16 protein-coding genes are annotated in these 15,815 nt (G+C 56.3%); 6 read left to right on the forward strand and 10 right to left on the reverse strand.

The window, feature by feature from the left end; all coding sequences use genetic code 11:
* Nucleotides 1-9 precede the first annotated feature (9 nt).
* The 3 genes from H9I52_RS13120 to H9I52_RS13130 all read right to left on the reverse strand — a co-directional run bounded on the left by H9I52_RS13120 (nucleotide 10) and on the right by H9I52_RS13130 (nucleotide 2,497).
* Nucleotides 10-1,449, reverse strand: coding sequence for a DUF4153 domain-containing protein (locus tag H9I52_RS13120; protein ID WP_187454240.1), 1,440 nt, complete (start codon nucleotides 1,447-1,449; stop codon nucleotides 10-12).
* 101 nt (nucleotides 1,450-1,550) lie between these two features.
* Nucleotides 1,551-1,850 carry a winged helix-turn-helix domain-containing protein gene (locus tag H9I52_RS13125; RefSeq protein WP_187454241.1) on the reverse strand — a complete coding sequence of 100 codons (300 nt, stop codon included), beginning with the start codon at nucleotides 1,848-1,850 and terminating at the stop codon, nucleotides 1,551-1,553.
* Complete coding sequence (locus H9I52_RS13130) at nucleotides 1,847-2,497, reverse strand: hypothetical protein (RefSeq protein WP_187454242.1); 651 nt, start codon at nucleotides 2,495-2,497, stop codon at nucleotides 1,847-1,849. The genes H9I52_RS13125 and H9I52_RS13130 overlap by 4 nt, the downstream gene beginning before the upstream one ends.
* Nucleotides 2,498-2,673: 176 nt before the next feature.
* Between H9I52_RS13130 and H9I52_RS13135 the strand changes: the two genes are divergently transcribed.
* From H9I52_RS13135 to H9I52_RS13145, 3 genes are all read left to right on the forward strand, one after another.
* Nucleotides 2,674-3,585: a class I SAM-dependent methyltransferase gene (locus tag H9I52_RS13135; protein WP_187454243.1), complete on the forward strand. Its 912-nt coding sequence runs from the start codon at nucleotides 2,674-2,676 to the stop codon at nucleotides 3,583-3,585.
* A 102-nt stretch (nucleotides 3,586-3,687) separates the two neighbouring features.
* Nucleotides 3,688-4,575 (forward strand): UbiA family prenyltransferase, encoded by an 888-nt coding sequence (locus tag H9I52_RS13140; protein ID WP_187454244.1) that lies wholly within the window; start codon nucleotides 3,688-3,690, stop codon nucleotides 4,573-4,575.
* 80 nt (nucleotides 4,576-4,655) lie between these two features.
* Nucleotides 4,656-5,273, forward strand: coding sequence for a hypothetical protein (locus tag H9I52_RS13145; protein WP_187454245.1), 618 nt, complete (start codon nucleotides 4,656-4,658; stop codon nucleotides 5,271-5,273).
* A gap of 49 nt (nucleotides 5,274-5,322) precedes the next feature.
* On the opposite strand, the gene H9I52_RS13150 is transcribed toward H9I52_RS13145, so the two are convergent.
* The gene (locus H9I52_RS13150; protein ID WP_187454246.1) at nucleotides 5,323-5,994 is read right to left on the reverse strand and encodes a DsbA family protein; all 672 of its coding nucleotides are present in this window, start codon (nucleotides 5,992-5,994) and stop codon (nucleotides 5,323-5,325) included.
* A gap of 123 nt (nucleotides 5,995-6,117) precedes the next feature.
* Nucleotides 6,118-8,223 carry a transcription termination factor Rho gene (gene rho, locus H9I52_RS13155; RefSeq protein WP_187454247.1) on the reverse strand — a complete coding sequence of 702 codons (2,106 nt, stop codon included), beginning with the start codon at nucleotides 8,221-8,223 and terminating at the stop codon, nucleotides 6,118-6,120.
* Nucleotides 8,224-8,618: 395 nt separating this feature from the next.
* Between rho and serS the strand changes: the two genes are divergently transcribed.
* Entirely contained in the window at nucleotides 8,619-9,893 is a 1,275-nt protein-coding gene (serS, locus tag H9I52_RS13160; RefSeq protein ID WP_187454248.1) for a serine--tRNA ligase, read from the forward strand.
* 172 nt (nucleotides 9,894-10,065) lie between these two features.
* Here the strand turns inward: serS and H9I52_RS13165 are convergent, their stop codons facing one another.
* The 5 genes from H9I52_RS13165 to polX form a co-directional block, all read right to left on the reverse strand.
* Nucleotides 10,066-10,332: a UBP-type zinc finger domain-containing protein gene (locus H9I52_RS13165; protein WP_139516123.1), complete on the reverse strand. Its 267-nt coding sequence runs from the start codon at nucleotides 10,330-10,332 to the stop codon at nucleotides 10,066-10,068.
* A gap of 64 nt (nucleotides 10,333-10,396) precedes the next feature.
* On the reverse strand, nucleotides 10,397-10,852 hold the full coding sequence (locus tag H9I52_RS13170; protein WP_187454249.1) for an OsmC family protein: 456 nt from the start codon (nucleotides 10,850-10,852) through the stop codon (nucleotides 10,397-10,399).
* A 213-nt stretch (nucleotides 10,853-11,065) separates the two neighbouring features.
* On the reverse strand, nucleotides 11,066-11,719 hold the full coding sequence (locus H9I52_RS13175) for a hypothetical protein (RefSeq protein WP_139516121.1): 654 nt from the start codon (nucleotides 11,717-11,719) through the stop codon (nucleotides 11,066-11,068).
* A 136-nt stretch (nucleotides 11,720-11,855) separates the two neighbouring features.
* Nucleotides 11,856-12,914 (reverse strand): glycosyltransferase family 9 protein, encoded by a 1,059-nt coding sequence (locus tag H9I52_RS13180; protein WP_187454250.1) that lies wholly within the window; start codon nucleotides 12,912-12,914, stop codon nucleotides 11,856-11,858.
* 11 nt (nucleotides 12,915-12,925) lie between these two features.
* Entirely contained in the window at nucleotides 12,926-14,689 is a 1,764-nt protein-coding gene (gene polX / locus H9I52_RS13185) for a DNA polymerase/3'-5' exonuclease PolX (RefSeq protein WP_262386070.1), read from the reverse strand.
* A gap of 121 nt (nucleotides 14,690-14,810) precedes the next feature.
* On the opposite strand from polX, the gene H9I52_RS13190 reads away from it, so the two are divergent.
* A complete protein-coding gene (locus H9I52_RS13190) occupies nucleotides 14,811-15,203 on the forward strand; it encodes a lipocalin family protein (RefSeq protein ID WP_139516119.1) in 393 nt (130 codons plus the stop codon).
* 100 nt (nucleotides 15,204-15,303) lie between these two features.
* Nucleotides 15,304-15,711: an EVE domain-containing protein gene (locus H9I52_RS13195; protein WP_187454251.1), complete on the forward strand. Its 408-nt coding sequence runs from the start codon at nucleotides 15,304-15,306 to the stop codon at nucleotides 15,709-15,711.
* Nucleotides 15,712-15,815: the final 104 nt, after the last annotated feature.

A 15,815-nucleotide genomic window follows, 5' to 3' on the forward strand; every position in this document is an offset into this window, starting at 1 on the left:
AGCATAGTTTTAGCGACGTTTGAGTTGTTGATAAGCCTGATAATCAGCGTAATTCCAGCTTTGCCAATCGTGCAGGCGGTGGGCTTCGTAATGGCGAACCCATTCGGCAACGGTGGCGTCGAGCCGAGTCTGGGCCTGCTGGGGCCCTAAGGGGATGAAGCCATTGTAGCCGTCTTCGAAGGTGAGTTTGGGCACTTCGTTGAGCACAGCGCGGCGCTCCACCACTTCGGGCAATACGCGGCCGGGCATGTCGAGCAGGAAGCCGTACACGCCGATGCGCTTGTAAGCCAGCCCCGTATGGAGAATGTAATAGTAGTTTCGCAGCCCCACCGAGATGGCCAGTACCGCATTCTGCACCACCCAAATAGTGGCCCCGATGCGCAACGTGCGCAAGCCCGGCTGGTAGAAATTGAGGTTGCGGCGGAAAAACCACAGCACAATGGCCATGGCTACCAAGATGCTCAGAATGAGCACGTACGTGCCCTCGTGCACAAACTGCGTCAGGTCGAAGCCGGGGGCGGGTTGAAAGCCAAACCAGATCCAGTTGATGTCGATGGCGTTGACCACGAGCAGCAACCCATTGACCAAAGCCAACACGGCCAGCGCCATCAGGTATTCTTTGCGCAGGTCGAGGGCGCGAAACGAACAAGTGCGAAAATCGGGCTGGCGCACGGCGAAGGAAGCCACCCGGTTGCGCTGCCGCCGCACAAACTCTCCGAAGCGCGATTCGTGGTCGGCGAAGAGGTGAACGGGCACTACGACCAGCGCCCCCGCCGTAAGCACCAAGCCCAGTAGGCAGAACAGCAGCTCCGGCACCGAGATGTGCACAAAAATCTCGCTTAGCCAATCCGAGAGCATTTGCAACGCCCTCGCTGACAAGGCGTTGTATTTGGGATTGGCGAGCGAAAACAACACATGGAACAGCCCCAGCACCAACATCGGCAGCACCAGTAGCCGCCCATAAAACCACGTCCGCGCTGCCTTGGAGCCTACATTCTGCGGCGGACGCAGGTACGACAGCACCCCCGGCACCGCATGCCCTAAATTGGCAATGGCCGTGAACAAGGCATACACGACCAGCTTCAAATGCGGCTGGTTGACGTAGCCCAACAGAATAACTAGCGAAGCTACGCACGCTAGTTGGGCCGCACCGGAGGCATACAATACCACCATCACGGCGCTCAGTACCGTGCCGCTCAGCGCAAACCAGAAGTAGCCAGAGCGCCACACCGCGGCGTGCAGCGGCTGCCCCGCTAACACGCCCCCCACCACAAACAACGTGTACAACGCCAAATTGAGGCCCGCCGCATGTTCCCAGAACAACACGTCAAACGCTATCGCCCCGATTGGGAGCAGGAGTTTTTGCAGCTTTGTGAGCGAAATGCGCGGGGTCACGGCGCGCTGTGTAGTTCTTTCAAGCGTAATGGGCAGCCGAATATCAGTGTTCATATCTTATTGATTTAGTGTCATTTATGGAAGATCGCATTGAACCAACATCACTTTCAGATTTTAAAAGAACTTTGTATTTCAAAGCGCAAACACAAAAAATTTTAGCTGTTCCCTTTCAGCAATTTTTCGAGCGCGTTCAGATGCTCCTGAAAAGCCTGTTTGCCTTCTTTGGAGGCGGTATAAGTTGTGTTCGGTTTCTTGCCAACAAACTGCTTGCTAACGTCTACATAACCAACTTTTTCGAGGGCCGAAACGTGGCTGGCCAAGTTGCCGTCGGTGAGGTCGAGGGCTTCTTTGAGCTCGTTGAAGCTTACCGCATCGTTGGCCATAAGCACCGCCATCACGCCGAGTCGGACGCGGTTGTCAAAAGCTTTGTTGAGGGTATGAATTACGTGCTTCACAGCGATTGAGGGGCGCGCTCGTAGCGATTGTACATGAGAAGCCCGTAGCCAATGTGGCCCAAGCCGAAACCGAGCGCAAAGAACAGTAATCCTAAGCCGGGCAGCAAGCTTGCCACCAAGCCCAAGGCTATTTCCGTCAGGCCCAGCAACCGGATTTCGTCGAGTGTGTATTTGCTGCCGTTGAGAAGCGCCAAGCCATAAAACAGCAGCATAGCGGGAACCACCAAGCCCGCCGCGCCGTGCATATACAGTTGAAGGCAAAACAGCCCCCCCGCCACCAGCGGAATGGCTAAGCTAAGTGCCAAACGCCGCCCCAAGGCGCTCCACAAAGGCGCGCCTTCTTGCTTGGCCCGGCGGCGCGTAAAATAAATTGCCACTCCCAAAGCTACTACGATGACCGCAGCGGCCAATCCCAGCAGAAACGGCAACGTCGCGATACGGTCTTGCTGCGAGCCTTCCAACAGGCGCACGTAGCCGCCTTCGCCGTACTGCGTGCGCAAACGCCAATACCCCACTGCGTCACCGGCCAAAGCCACTATCCCCGCTCCTACTCCTGACAGGCCGCTGAGCGAGATGAAACGGGAAGACCGCTCCATGATGGCGCGGATCTCGGTGAGTTGAGCTAAAGGATCGGTGGCTGGCTTCATCTGCTTAAAAGCACTTTGTGCTGCAAAGCTGTAAAAGTTTTGCAGCGCGTACAAGCATTTGCTTCCTCTATTTTCATTAGTGCCCAGAATTTTACTTCTTTAAAGTTCGCAAAACATGGGGTAATCACTTGATTCACTGATACTTCATATTCAACAGATACACTTGTTGAATTTCAGTGCCTGGCTTCCCAGATATCGCTGATTTTGGGTGTCTGGAGCGCACTACGGCCATCCGAATAGCCAGCCGGGCCGTAGTAGATGCGCTCGCTGTTCCGCCCTCTCGAAATCGACTTATGCCTATGCGCTTCCGTGCCCAACTATTCGAATTCGAAGATTTGCCGTGGTTTCCAACTGTCATCCGCGCGGGCATGATGGACTACCTGCGCTTCATGATCAGTAACCTGGACATTTACGAGCCCGTTGTGCCGCTGCTGCACAATGCCCTACAACAGACTGATCAACAACGCATTATCGAGTTAGGCGCCGGCGCGGGGGGCGGCACCGAGGAAGTGGTAAAAGACCTTCGCAGGCTGCCGGGCATGGCGAAGGTGCGCGTGACCCTAACCGACCTGTATCCGCAGCCCGCTGCCTGGCAGGACATTCGTCATCGCACTTGGGGCATCATCGGCTACGAGCCGACGCCCGTTAATGCGCTGGCGGTGCCAGAGTCGCTTACCGGCTTTCGAACCATCTTTTCGGCCTTTCACCATTTTGAGCCCGCAGCAGCCGAAGCCATGCTCTCCGATGCGGTGCGCAAACGGGCCGGTTTTGGGGCGTTTGAAGGTGCCGGCAAGCACTGGCACGAAATCCTGCTGGCCTGGACGGTGCTGCCGGTGCTGCAATTGCTGGCGACGCCATTTATGAAGCCCTTTCGGCTGAGTCGACTGTTCTTTACCTACATCATCCCGCTCATTCCGCTGTGCACAATCTGGGATGGCACCGTATCCATTCTGCGGATGTATTCGCCGGATCAGTTGCTGGCCTTGGCTCGCCGGGCCGATCCGGAGCAGACGTTTCAGTGGCAGACCGGCAAAGTGCGGCATTGGACGGGCTCGCAGGTAACTTATCTGGTGGGCTGGCCGAAATAGCAAGGTCTGCGTAACTCGCTTTGCGCGCGTGCCGTTAGGCCAATTCGTTCCGTACCTTGCCCGCCAATGCCGGGCGCGGGCGCCGCGCCTTCCTGCTTGCTTATGACCCTTTCCGGCTATCGTCGCGCGCTGCCCCTGTTGCGCATTCCTTTTTCGGTGTACCTGATGCCGATCTTCTGGTTTGGCCTGAGTGCTGTGCGCGAGCCGCTGCATGTGGGCCGGGTGGTGGGCGTATTTGTGGTGTTGCACCTGCTGGCGTACCCCGCTTCCAACGGCTATAACTCCTATTACGACCGCGACGAAGGCAGCATCGGCGGTCTGCGCCGACCGCCCAAGGTGTCGCAAGAATTGCTGCACCTGGTGTGGGTGTTCGATGCGCTGGCAATCGTGGGGGCGTGGTGGCTTTCGCCGCTTTTCGCGGCGATGGTGGCGGTGTATTTGCTGGTTTCGAAAGCCTACAGCTACGAAGGCATCCGGTTGAAGAAATACCCGCTCTTGAGCACCGTGGTTGTGGTGATATTTCAGGGCGCTTTCACATTTGTCATGACGCAGATTGGGGCCGGCGTGCGGCTCACCGAAGTGCTGGCCACCGATAATCTGCTCTTGGCTTTGGTGAGCACGCTGTTTCTATGCGGCTCCTACCCACTTACGCAAGTATATCAGCATCAAGAAGATAGAAAACGCGGCGATCGTACTCTGAGCCTGGTATTGGGCATTCGTGGCACGTTTGTATTTGCGGCCGTAGGACTATTGTTTGGGGCGGCGTTGCTGGCAATAGTGTACACTTTCCGAAACGAGCTACGCAACCTGCTGATCTTTCTGGTCGCTACCGGGCCGATCACGCTGCTGTTTGGGCGGTGGGCCATGCAGGCGTGGCACGACCCGGCCGCCGCTGATTTTGACCATACCATGCGCATGAATCAAGTATCGTCGCTGTGCCTAAGCGCCGCTTTTATTGCCATGCTGGTGTGGCAGCACGGATATTTGTAAGCGGGACTGTCACCGTTCGCTTTCCCAACGACAACCAAGGTACTTACGTAGGAAACAGGTCGTACCCAACTTGTTAGCGTATGCGCTTTCTTCGGTTTTTTCCGCTGTTACTTCTGCCAATTGCTTGCTCTAATCCTAAAGCAACCCGGACGCAGGAACCCGCCTTGGCCAGCGACACGGCTGCAGCCGAGCCCCTCGATACGGCGCGCGCCGCCAAAGTCACGGCCCAATCGGACACGCTGAAGGTGGTGCGGCGTCGGCATCCGTTTTCGTCTCCGTCCGTGCCCGATTTGTTTATGTTGGCGTTGCGCGGGCCCAACCTGCTCAGTGGCGAAGCTACCTTCACGATTACCGACGCCGGCGGCCAAGTCATTTTTCGCGAAGTGCTGACCGCCGCCGATTTAGAAGCCGCCTTGGTCTATGAAATGAAAGGCAACACCGCCAGCCAAGCCGAGCGCGAAGCCTTTGTCCGGCGGCGCATGGACGAGTTTTTTGCGGATAAAAATTTCCATCGACCGGCTCTCACTGCCAAGGATACCTACCCCGGCGGCTCGCTCGACCGCACCACTTGGGATGATCTGCAACGTCGTCCCGACGCCATTGGCTTCGACTATTTGGTGGGCAAGGAAGATCGCCGCCGCATTGCTTGGTCGCCGCTTAAGAAGCAGGTCATCAAGCTCCCTAGTTCGGGCGGCTAAAATCTGTATATTTATAAATAATTGACTATCAATCATTTATAAACAAGGCCTAAAACCCGTTTTCCGAGTAAGATTGGCGTAATGCGGCTCGCAAACCGCTGGCAAAAGTATCGTAGGGCTGAAAGCCGCGCGCCAGCACATAGCCTTGTTCGCCCACACGCAAAACGGCAGTCGGGAAACCCTGCACGCCAATCCGGGCGACGGCAGCAAATTCCTGGCGGGTGGCTGCGGCCGCTTCGGGGGCCTCAAAGCGACGGCCAAACTCGGCTACGTCCAAGCCATACGGTTTCAATAGCGTTTCGTACGTAGCACGCTGGTTGAGGTCTTTCCCATCCCGAAACAGCGCCTGTTGAATAGCGTGCGCAAAATCAACGGTGCGGCCCTCGGTATCGAGCTGGCGAAAAACGGTAAGCGCGCGGCAAGGGGGCTCCGAGTTCTGCACATAGATTCCCTCCTCGCCCAGCGCACGATACGGATCGCCAAACGTGGCGCCGGTAACCGCTTCCACATTTTGCAGAGCACCGCCGATGTAGTCCCACATTTCCCGAAGAGGCCCTACTTGCTCCCCCACAACCATGCCGCCATTCAGCACCGACACGTCGAGCCGATCGTGGTATTCGTCGCGAATGCGTTGGATTACGGGTGTCATGCCGTAGCACCAGCCGCAGAGCGGATCGTAGATGTAAAGGATTTCGGGTCGATCGGAAGAGGCAGGTTGCATAGACGCAAAAACCAGAAGCTGGCAGGATGGTTTGAATTTTAACTGTACTGTTTCAAGAACAGCTGAACATTAAAAAGGCCACTTGGATATTCCCAAGTGGCCTTTTTAACGAATTACAAACGATTAGCCGTTCATCGACACCAAGAACTCGCTGTTGCTCTGCGTGCCTTTCATGCGGTCTTTGAGGAATTCCATGGCCTCAGTAGCCGTCATGTCGGACATAAACTTGCGCAACACCCAGATACGATTGAGCTCGTCTTTGCCCATGAGCAAGTCTTCGCGGCGAGTACCGGAAGCCGGTACGTCGATGGCCGGGAACACGCGCTTGTTGGCCAGCTTGCGATCGAGCTGCAATTCCATGTTGCCAGTGCCTTTGAATTCTTCAAAGATCACTTCATCCATCTTAGAACCGGTTTCGATCAGCGCCGTAGCGATAATGGTCAGAGAACCACCGTTTTCTACGTTACGTGCGGCTCCGAAGAAGCGCTTCGGCTTGTGCAGCGCGTTGGCATCCACACCACCCGACAGAATTTTGCCGGAAGCGGGTTGTACCGTGTTGTAAGCCCGCGCCAAGCGCGTAATGGAGTCGAGCAGAATGACCACGTCGTGGCCGCATTCTACCAAACGCTTGGCTTTGTCCAACGCAATGCTGGCGATTTTGACATGGCGGTCGGCCGTTTCGTCGAAAGTCGAGCTTAGCACCTCGGCTTTCACCGAACGCGCCATGTCCGTTACTTCTTCCGGGCGTTCGTCGATCAACAAGATGATCAGGTAAACTTCCGGGTGGTTTTCAGAAATGGCGTTGGCAATTTCCTGCAACAGCACCGTCTTACCCGTTTTAGGCTGGGCCACGATCAGGCCACGCTGGCCCTTGCCAATCGGAGCAAACAAGTCTAAGATGCGGGTACTGAGCAAGTTAGGCTTGGTAGTCAGCTTGAGGCGCTCTTCCGCAAACAGCGGCGTAAGATTGTTGAACGGGATGCGATCGCGGGCTTCTTCCACCGTGCGGCCGTTGATGCCTTCTACGCTGATCAGCGCGAAGTATTTTTCGCCCTCACGCGGTGGCCGAATCGTGCATTTTACGGTGTCACCAGCTTTTAAAGCATACTGCTTTACTTGCTGCGGCGCTACGTAGATGTCGTCGGGCGACGAGAGATAATTATAGAAAGGCGAACGCAGGAAACCGTAGCCACCATCTGGCATTAATTCCAGGGTACCTTCGCTCTGAATGCTGATTTCGAAATCGTTGCGCGGGCGTTGGGCCTGCTGATCGTTCTGACGAGGCTCAGCGCCTTGCCGTGGCTCCCGGGGTTCGCCTTGGCGCTGCTGACGCTGCTGTTCGCGGGCTGCAAAGCGGTCGTCGCGGCGCTGGTCGCGGTCACGAGGCTGATCGCGCAACGGACGCGCCTCCCGTGGTTGATCGTTGCGGTACTCACGGCCTTCGCGTACGCCCTCGGCGCGCTGTTCACGGTTTTCGCGGAATTCCCGCGGCTGGTCGCCCCGGTTTTCGCGGGGTTCGCGGCTTTCACGCGGTTCACGCACAAAAGCGGTAGGCGCAGTTTCGGGGCGAGCTTCGCGGGGCGCTGGCATTGCAACAACGGCTTCTGCGGGAGCCGCCAGAACTGGCGCTTCTACCACGGCAGCAGCGACGGCTGGAGTACTTGCAGCGCCATTTTCATGGCCGTTGACAGCAATTGGCTGTCCATCAGGGGCATTGCGCGGGCGTTCCCCATTGCGGCTGCGGCGTTCAGGGCGCTGATATAATCTTACCGGACGATCGGTAGCAGCGCCGTTTTCGGTAGGTGCCGAGGCAACGGCTTCGGCCGGCGCTTCAGCGATGACGGGGGCAGGTTCTGGCGTTGGAGCGGGCGTCGCTTCCGCAACGGCGGCTTCTGGCGCGGACGCAGCCTGGGAGGCAGGAGCGGCAGCGCGGCGGTTTTCGCGCGGTGCGGCACTCTGGCGGCCATTGGCTCGGGGTGCAGGGGCCGCCCGCACAACGGCTGGAGCTGCTACGGCTTCGTCCGTTGCAGGCTCGTCTTCGCCTTTGGCAGCGCCGGGCTTAAGTGTTTTCTTCGGCAGTTTATCGGCCGGGGTAATTGCTTGCTGATCAAGGATCTTATAAATCAGATCTTGCTTGCTTAGTTTCTTGAAGTTACCGACGTTAAGTACTTCTGCAATTTCCTTTAACTCAGAAAGCAGACGGTCCTTCAATTCATCAATAGTGTACATATAGGGAGTGGGAAGAGAAATCGGGGTAAGGGGCCGGAGGCGGCGTAACAAAAGCCAAGCCGAGCAATGGAGGCTGCCGCTAAACGGCGCTGAGCACAGATTCTAACTAAAACGGAATGGTACGACAGGGGGATGGCGCTGGAAATAATAACGGGCCAAACGCGAGCAAAAACCAACTGCGGGCCCGGCATCAGACGCCGGCTTGCTAACGCAATGTTAAGCTAATACGCCCGAATAGCCAAATGGGATTCATCTTTTTTCTGCAACCAAAATTTCAACATTTCGGTGTCACAGAGCCCTTTTGGCTTCGGTGAGGCCACGCGCATCGAAAGATCGGCAGCTTACGCTACTTCTCTCTACTTTTGCCCTAGTTCAAATCCGCGTTTTTTAGTTGTATGCTGCAAGTTTCTGTTCTGAAAGAGCACCGCGAAATGGTGCTGGCCGGGCTGGCCAAAAAGCATTATGCCAACGCCGAAGCCGATGTGCAGTCGATTTTGGATCTCGACCAGCGGCGGCGGCAACTCCAAACCGAGCACGACCAAGCCCAGGCCGAAGCCAACGAACTGGCCCGCCAGATCGGGGGCCTGATGAAAAGCGGCGACAAATCGGGGGCAGAAGCGCTGAAAGCCCGTACTGCCGTACTAAAGCAAGAAATCAAGGCGCACGCCGATGAGCTGGCGCAGGTAGAATCCGCGTTGCAGCAAACCTTGGTAAAGCTACCCAATCTGCCGCACAGCAGTGTGCCTGAGGGCCGCACGCCCCAAGAGAACGAAGTTGTTTCGGAAAAAGGTCAAAAACCCGAACTTCCTGCTAACGCCTTGCCTCACTGGGAGTTAATCAAGAAGTACGACATCATTGATTTTGACCTCGGCAACAAGATTACGGGCGCGGGCTTTCCGGTGTATAAAGGGCAAGGCGCGCGGTTGCAGCGGGCCATGATCAACTTCTTCCTCGACGAAGCGCGCAACGCTGGCTACACCGAAATGCAGCCGCCTATTCTGGTTAACGAAGCTTCGGGCTACGGCACGGGCCAGTTGCCGGACAAAGACGGCCAGATGTACCACGACGCGCAAGACAATCTCTACCTGATTCCGACCGCGGAAGTACCCATCACAAACCTGTACCGCGACGAAATTATTCCGGCCGAAAAGCTGCCCATTCGCAATGCTGGCTACACGCCCTGCTTCCGCCGCGAAGCCGGCTCATGGGGTGCCGACGTGCGCGGCCTCAACCGCCTACACCAGTTTGATAAGGTTGAAATCGTGCAGATAACGCATCCTGAGCAGAGCTACGCCGCCTTAGACAGCATGGTAGCGCACATCGAAGGGTTGCTGCAAAAGCTAGAGCTGCCTTATCGGGTGCTACGCCTGTGCGGAGGCGACATGAGCTTTACCTCAGCTCTCACTTACGACCTAGAAGTGTGGAGCGCCGCGCAAGGTCGTTGGCTGGAAGTAAGTTCGGCCAGCAACTTCGAGACCTTCCAAGCCAACCGCCTCAAGCTGCGGTATCGCACCGAAGGCGGCAAAACGCAACTTCTGCACACACTCAATGGCTCGGCCCTGGCCCTGCCCCGCATCGTGGCGGCCCTGCTGGAAAACAACCAGTCAGAAGACGGCATCCGACTACCCGAAGTCCTGCACAGCTACTGCGGCTTCAGCAAGATTGGGTAGAGAGTAAGATTGATCAAGTAACGCTATTCTTGCCGCTACCGCTTGTTACAAAGCCCTGTTTCGGCTGCTCAACGGCACCTTGAAACAGGGCTTTGTGTATTCAGAAAGGTCGTTGCACGACGCTCTGTACAGAGCAAGGAGCAGGGCAAATTTGGAGTGCAGGCGACTACGGTCAATATTCCATAATCTCACTATCCACGTAGCACCAGGCCCAGCGCTCGCCGGGTTCGGCTGAGGTGATAACGGGGTGCTGTGTGGCGTGGAAATGCTTGGTAGCGTGTTTGTTTTTGGAGTTGTCGCAGCACCCGACGTGGCCGCAGGTTTGGCACACGCGTAGGTGTACCCAATTATCGCCTAGTGCTACGCACTCAGGGCAGATGTGCTCAGTGGCAACATACAAATGATCTAGGCTGGCGAGATGCGTACAGACCGGTTCCATATATATTATATATTTGATTATCAATCATTTAATAAATAAAGAAGATTTCGCTGTCGGCAACAAGTTAAGCCGCAAATTCGGCGCCTTCGGGTACTAGGCGCGACACAATGCGAATGCCCGCCGCCAAGGTTTTCTGCACAGGACATTTTTGCGAAACCGCCTCCAGCCGCTGTCGCTGCTCCGGCGTAAGGGGGCCAATCAGCCGCAGTTCCTTTTGCACTTCCTCCAGCATGGCACTCGCCATCTCACACTGCACGCAGTCGTCGCGGTGCACTCGTTGGTGACGCAGGCGCACTTCAATCAATTCCAGCGGCCACTTCTTCTGGTCGGCGTACAGGCGCAATGTGATGGCCGTGCACGCGCCCAACGCACTAAGAAGCAAGTCGTAAGGCGTAGGGCCGGTGTCCTGCCCTCCTACTTCGATGGGCTCATCTACCCGGAAAGTGTGGCGACCAGCCTGTACGTCGGCCAGTAAAGCGCCTTGCGCAACCCGAACCACTACATCTTTATTCGCAGCCATAACCGTAAGCTTTGGATGGTGTAACTAGCTCAACACTAATATTCTGCAAAAGTTACTGCGCAGTATGGCCTGCTGCCGAGTAGCACAGGGCTTAAGCATCAGTGCATTTAAGCTGATGCTTGCGGGCTAAATATTAGCCTTTTTTCAACAAAAAGGCTGTTCCTCCTGCAGGAGAAACAGCCTTTTCGATAAGGAGCAGTCAGGCGTTGCTACTTATGATTTAGGTGTGTAAGGGAATTTCTTGGACGCATTGCGCATCAGTGCGCCTACCATGCCTTCGGTAGAGCTACCCACCGAGCCGGAAGCCACATAGTCGTACTTCCACAGCAACTTGCCGGCGTCGGCCTCGTGGATGTCCACGGTGATGTTGGCTTGGTTAGTGGCACCCCAGGCCCCTACCAACAGACCTACGGCAACAGCGGCGCCATCGCTCATCGGTTTGCTGGTGCGCACACTGGTAGTCAGGACAGCATCTACCCCGAGGAGCTTGGCTAGTTCCTGGGGCGAATGCGTGCGCAACTCGCCATACGGAATGTTGCTTTCGCGCAGCAAGGAGTTCGTTCGCATTACATCCTGAAACTGCACAGTGTAGCCTCGTTGCTGACTGCGACGCAGCAGCCAAGCGTAAATTTTCTCTTGAAAGTCAATGCCGCTTTTTGCTTCTAGGTCGCGCTGCTGCTCGGCTGTTGTATTACGAGCCTGATTGGGGCGCAATTGCATGGTTACGGTAGCGGGCAAAATGGCTACCGTTTTATGCTTAGGCGCATAAGACCGAAAATCGTTAGCTAAATAAATATTGGGGCCACAAGCCGTAAGAAGAGTGCACACCAGCGCTACGGCCAGCATTCGAAGGGTAGAAAACTGCATAGAGTAAGAAAAGGAAGTGAGGAATAAAGGCTCTGCCTGACCGCAGCAGCAATAATAAGCCGGCAATAACACAAGTCTTATGCCAATATTCCAAAAATCATATTCTCACTCTCCTGCCGCAAATGCCCCCTTGAGTTTATCGCCCGTCGTGCGGAGGGGGCAGTTCCAAATCAAAGGAAATGTCGCGCATGCACTTGAAATGCCCCTGCGGACACTTCGCGTAGCCGATTTTAGAGCACGGCCGGCACGATAACCCCCTTACTTCCAAGATTTTAAACTCCGTACGATACGGGTACATCCCAAACTCCGGCACCGTGTTGCCCCACACGCTAAAGATTTCCTTCTGAAACGCGGCCGCAATGTGCATCAGTCCGGTATCGTGGCTCACAACAAACTGCGCCTGCCGCACCAACGAAGCCGATTGGTTAAGTGAAAAATGCCCGCAAGCATTATAGATTATGGTCTTGGGAACTTGTATACCCGACGTTTTGGGGAAATAATACGGGCTGACCGGAACGGTACGCGGGGCCTCCGCCACGGCTGGGGTATGGTCGAAATGCAGCTCGATGACGTGGCCGGTGCTTTCATCTTCGGGACCGCCAAGCAGCACAATGGGCCGCCGCAGCAACGCGCACAGCTCGATGATGCGCTCAACGGGCAGGCGCTTGGTCGCGTGCTGGGCCCCGATGGCAAAAGCTACGTACCCGCGCTGAAAACCAGAAGGCAATGTGTTTATGTCTACTTCTTCCGCCTCCGGAATAAAATAATCGAGCCCCTGCCCATCGTTGCGCACGCCCAACGATTTGGCCGCCGCCAAGTAACGATCTACAATATGGAGCCGCGGCAACTGGTCGATTTTGAAGTTGACGAGCAGCCATTTCTGAAAATTCAGCTTGTCGAAGCTGCGGCTGGGCACGCCAAGCTGCACCTTCAGAAGCAGCGTCCGCAGGTTGCGATGCAGGTCGATTATGAAGTCAAAACGCTCTTCGCGCAGTTCGGCCACCAACTCGTTCAGCGAACCCGTCAAGTAGTGCGCTTTGTCGATGTAGGGGTTCGGTTCGACGATGCTGCGGTAAGCAGGCTTGGTGCAGAAATGCACCTGTGCCCCAGGCACTTGCTGCTTCAACGCCCGCACGACGGGCGTAGTCAGCACGATGTCGCCGATGGAAGAAAAGCGCAGGACGAGAATTTTCATAAGCGCCTTCGCTAGCCGAACAAGGTTGCTTTAAATTCTTCCGGCGGCTTGATTTTCGCCTTGCGCTCGGCAAAGTAGGCTGCTACTTCCTCCCCAGATAAGGCATTGAAAGTCATTTCTTTAGTAAGCATGCCCTTACGCCCCATCAGCACGCCGTAGCGCATGTCGGCGTAGCCATCGGTGTGGTGCGCATCAGGATTGATGCTCAAGCGCACGCCCTGCTCCAGCGCGTAATGCACCCATCGCCAATCGAGGTCGAGGCGCCAGGGATTGGCGTTGATTTCGATCATGACGTCGCGTTTTGCGCAGGCATCTATAACCGCTTTGTAATCGATAGGATACCCCTCACGACGCAGTAACAGCCGCCCGGTGGGGTGGCCTAGCATGGTTGTGTACGGATTGTCGATGGCGCGCAGCAGGCGCTCGGTCGCGCGGTGCTGATCCATTTTGAGATTGCTGTGGATGGAGGCCACAATAAAGTCGAAGGAGGCCAGCACATCGGGCGAATAGTCGAGTGAGCCGTCGCCCAGAATATCGCTTTCAATGCCTTTGAAAATGCGAAAAGGCGCTAATTCCTGGTTTAGCTGGTCGATTTCACGGTGCTGCTGACGCACACGCTCGACGCTGAGGCCGTTGGCGTAATGCGCTGCCTGCGAGTGATCGCAGATACCGAGGTACTCGAAGCCGTGGTCGCGCAGCCATTCGGCCATCTGCCGCAGCGAGTGCGACCCGTCGGAGTAAGTGCTGTGGTTATGCAGCGAACCTTTCAGATCGCTTTCTTCCAGTAACTGCGGCAGTTTTTGGTCTTTGGCCAAGGCCAACTCACCGAGTCCTTCCCGCAGTTCAGGTTCCACATACTGTAAGCCAACTTTCTGATAGATAGCCGATTCCTGATAAAACCGCTCGCGCTTCACGAGTTGGCGCAACGTGGCGGGCTGGCCGGGGCCCGCCTCAGCCAAAGGTTCGCACAGGTGGGCTTCGGTGCCCGTGAGCAAGAAAAGCTGATTGGTAAAATCCTCCTTGGAAACGAGGCGCACATCGATTTTCACGCCGGATTCGGTGGCGGTGCCGCGCCACGCAAAAGGTCCGGAGCGCGCTGCATCATGCGTCAGGCCATCGAGGGCATTCAGCATGGCGTGCGCTTGCCAAGGCTGCGCGGTAGCGGCCACAACAGCCACTGTCTCAATTACTTCCAAGCGGCGACGGATCTCTCCTGCTACAGCTACTTTGTCGGTGTGGAGGGTTTCGCGAAGGCGAGCCACTAAGTCTTCGCCCAAGGCTTCGGCTTGCGGGAAGAGTAGCTTGCCCCGGCTTTGCTGCGTAAACTCAAGTGCTTGCAGGATAGCATCTTGCGTTTTCTTGCCAAAGCCCTTTAGCTTGCTCACGCGGTCTTGCTCGGCGGCTTCACGCAGGGCTTCTGGGCTTTCGATGCCCAGCTCGCGCCACAACGCCCGGATCTTTTTGGGGCCGATGCCCTTGATATTGAGCATTTCTACCACGCCGGCGGGCGTGATGCTAAGCAGGCGCGTAAGCTCGTCGAAGGTCCCGGTATCGAGCAGCTCAGCGACACGGGCGGCCGCCGTTTTGCTCAGGCCGGTGCGGTCGGGCAAGCCGGTGCGGTCGAGGTCGGCCACCGGGAATTCGAGGCGTTCGAGGGCAGCGGCGGTGCCTTCGTACGCCCGGATTTTAAACTGATTTTCGTCGTGCAGTTCCAGCAACGAAGCAGCTAGCCGGAAGGCACGAATGAGGGCGCGGTTATCCAAGAGAGTAGACAAATAAAAGCCGGAAGGTGGGTCGGAGCGGGCAGGTAAAGGTACGGGGCAATGTCGTACATTCGCTTTACGGCGCGTTACGCGCCTTGTTCGTGCTTCCTTCCATCTTTGTTCGTGCCGCCGTATGCGCCTGTTCACCCTCTTGGTTTGCCTAAGCGTTGTGCTGCTGGCCGGGACCTGCAAACCCGATACACACAAAATGGCCGAGTTTAAGGAATTGGAAGGCACTTGGCTGCACGCCCACGAAGAAGACCAAGGCGATGTGCGCGTGTACCGGCCCAATACCTACAGTTTCCCGCCTTCGCGGGGCCGTACGGGCTTCAGCTTCACGCACAACGGCTTGTTTACCCAATACGACATCGCTCCTACCGACGGCTTAGAAGGCCGCAAAGGCACTTGGACGGCCGAAGGCGACCGCATTATCCGGATTTCCCTCGACGACAAGCGCGACCCGGATTATAAGCTTGAGATTCTGTCTCTAGAAAATAACGTCCTGAAAGTGAGGCGTATCGAATAACGCCCAGCCTCATTCCTGCCGGGCCAAGCAAATCGCCGGTCAAAAGCAGGGGCGATTTGTTGTTTCCGATCTCCAGGCATTCCTGTGTAGGTTTGCGGCCATGAACTACTGGCTCGTCAAATCCGAACCCGAAAAATACTCCTGGACCGATTTTCTGCGTGATGGTTACACCGATTGGACAGGCGTCCGTAACTATCAGGCTCGCAATTACTTACAACAAATGCAACCCGGCGACCTGGTGCTGTTCTACCACAGCGTATCCGACAAAACGGTAGTTGGCGTCGCTGCAGTCAGCAAGGCGGCCGCACCTGATGCTACCGCTGAGCCCGGCAGCGGCTGGGTAGCCGTAGAATTGCAGCCGCAAGAGGCTCTCGCGCACCCCGTAACCCTAACGCGAATCAAGCAAGATGCCCGCCTGCACCAGATCGGCCTGTTGCGGCAATCGCGGCTGTCGGTGATGCCGTTGCGCCCCGAAGACTTCGATACGGTTCTGGAACTGGGCAGCTGATTCTGCAACTCCGGTTTTAGTCATTTCAGAACCTGTTTTGCGTAAGCAAGGCAGGTTTTTCATGTTCTAGGCAAGTGGTACTTGGATTTCGCTGGTTTTTTGGT

This window comes from Hymenobacter sp. BT491 (assembly GCF_014349165.1).
Classification (GTDB): Bacteria; Bacteroidota; Bacteroidia; order Cytophagales; family Hymenobacteraceae; genus Hymenobacter; species Hymenobacter jejuensis.

Coding starts and splice junctions, on each gene's coding strand:
- H9I52_RS13120 (WP_187454240.1), bottom strand. CDS start 1,449: ATGAACACTGATATTCGGCTGCCCATTACGCTTGAAAGAACTACACAG.
- H9I52_RS13130 (WP_187454242.1), bottom strand. CDS start 2,497: ATGAAGCCAGCCACCGATCCTTTAGCTCAACTCACCGAGATCCGCGCC.
- H9I52_RS13140 (WP_187454244.1), top strand. CDS start 3,688: ATGACCCTTTCCGGCTATCGTCGCGCGCTGCCCCTGTTGCGCATTCCT.
- H9I52_RS13145 (WP_187454245.1), top strand. CDS start 4,656: ATGCGCTTTCTTCGGTTTTTTCCGCTGTTACTTCTGCCAATTGCTTGC.
- H9I52_RS13150 (WP_187454246.1), bottom strand. CDS start 5,994: ATGCAACCTGCCTCTTCCGATCGACCCGAAATCCTTTACATCTACGAT.
- rho (WP_187454247.1), bottom strand. CDS start 8,223: ATGTACACTATTGATGAATTGAAGGACCGTCTGCTTTCTGAGTTAAAG.
- serS (WP_187454248.1), top strand. CDS start 8,619: ATGCTGCAAGTTTCTGTTCTGAAAGAGCACCGCGAAATGGTGCTGGCC.
- H9I52_RS13165 (WP_139516123.1), bottom strand. CDS start 10,332: ATGGAACCGGTCTGTACGCATCTCGCCAGCCTAGATCATTTGTATGTT.
- H9I52_RS13170 (WP_187454249.1), bottom strand. CDS start 10,852: ATGGCTGCGAATAAAGATGTAGTGGTTCGGGTTGCGCAAGGCGCTTTA.
- H9I52_RS13175 (WP_139516121.1), bottom strand. CDS start 11,719: ATGCAGTTTTCTACCCTTCGAATGCTGGCCGTAGCGCTGGTGTGCACT.
- H9I52_RS13180 (WP_187454250.1), bottom strand. CDS start 12,914: ATGAAAATTCTCGTCCTGCGCTTTTCTTCCATCGGCGACATCGTGCTG.
- H9I52_RS13190 (WP_139516119.1), top strand. CDS start 14,811: ATGCGCCTGTTCACCCTCTTGGTTTGCCTAAGCGTTGTGCTGCTGGCC.
- H9I52_RS13195 (WP_187454251.1), top strand. CDS start 15,304: ATGAACTACTGGCTCGTCAAATCCGAACCCGAAAAATACTCCTGGACC.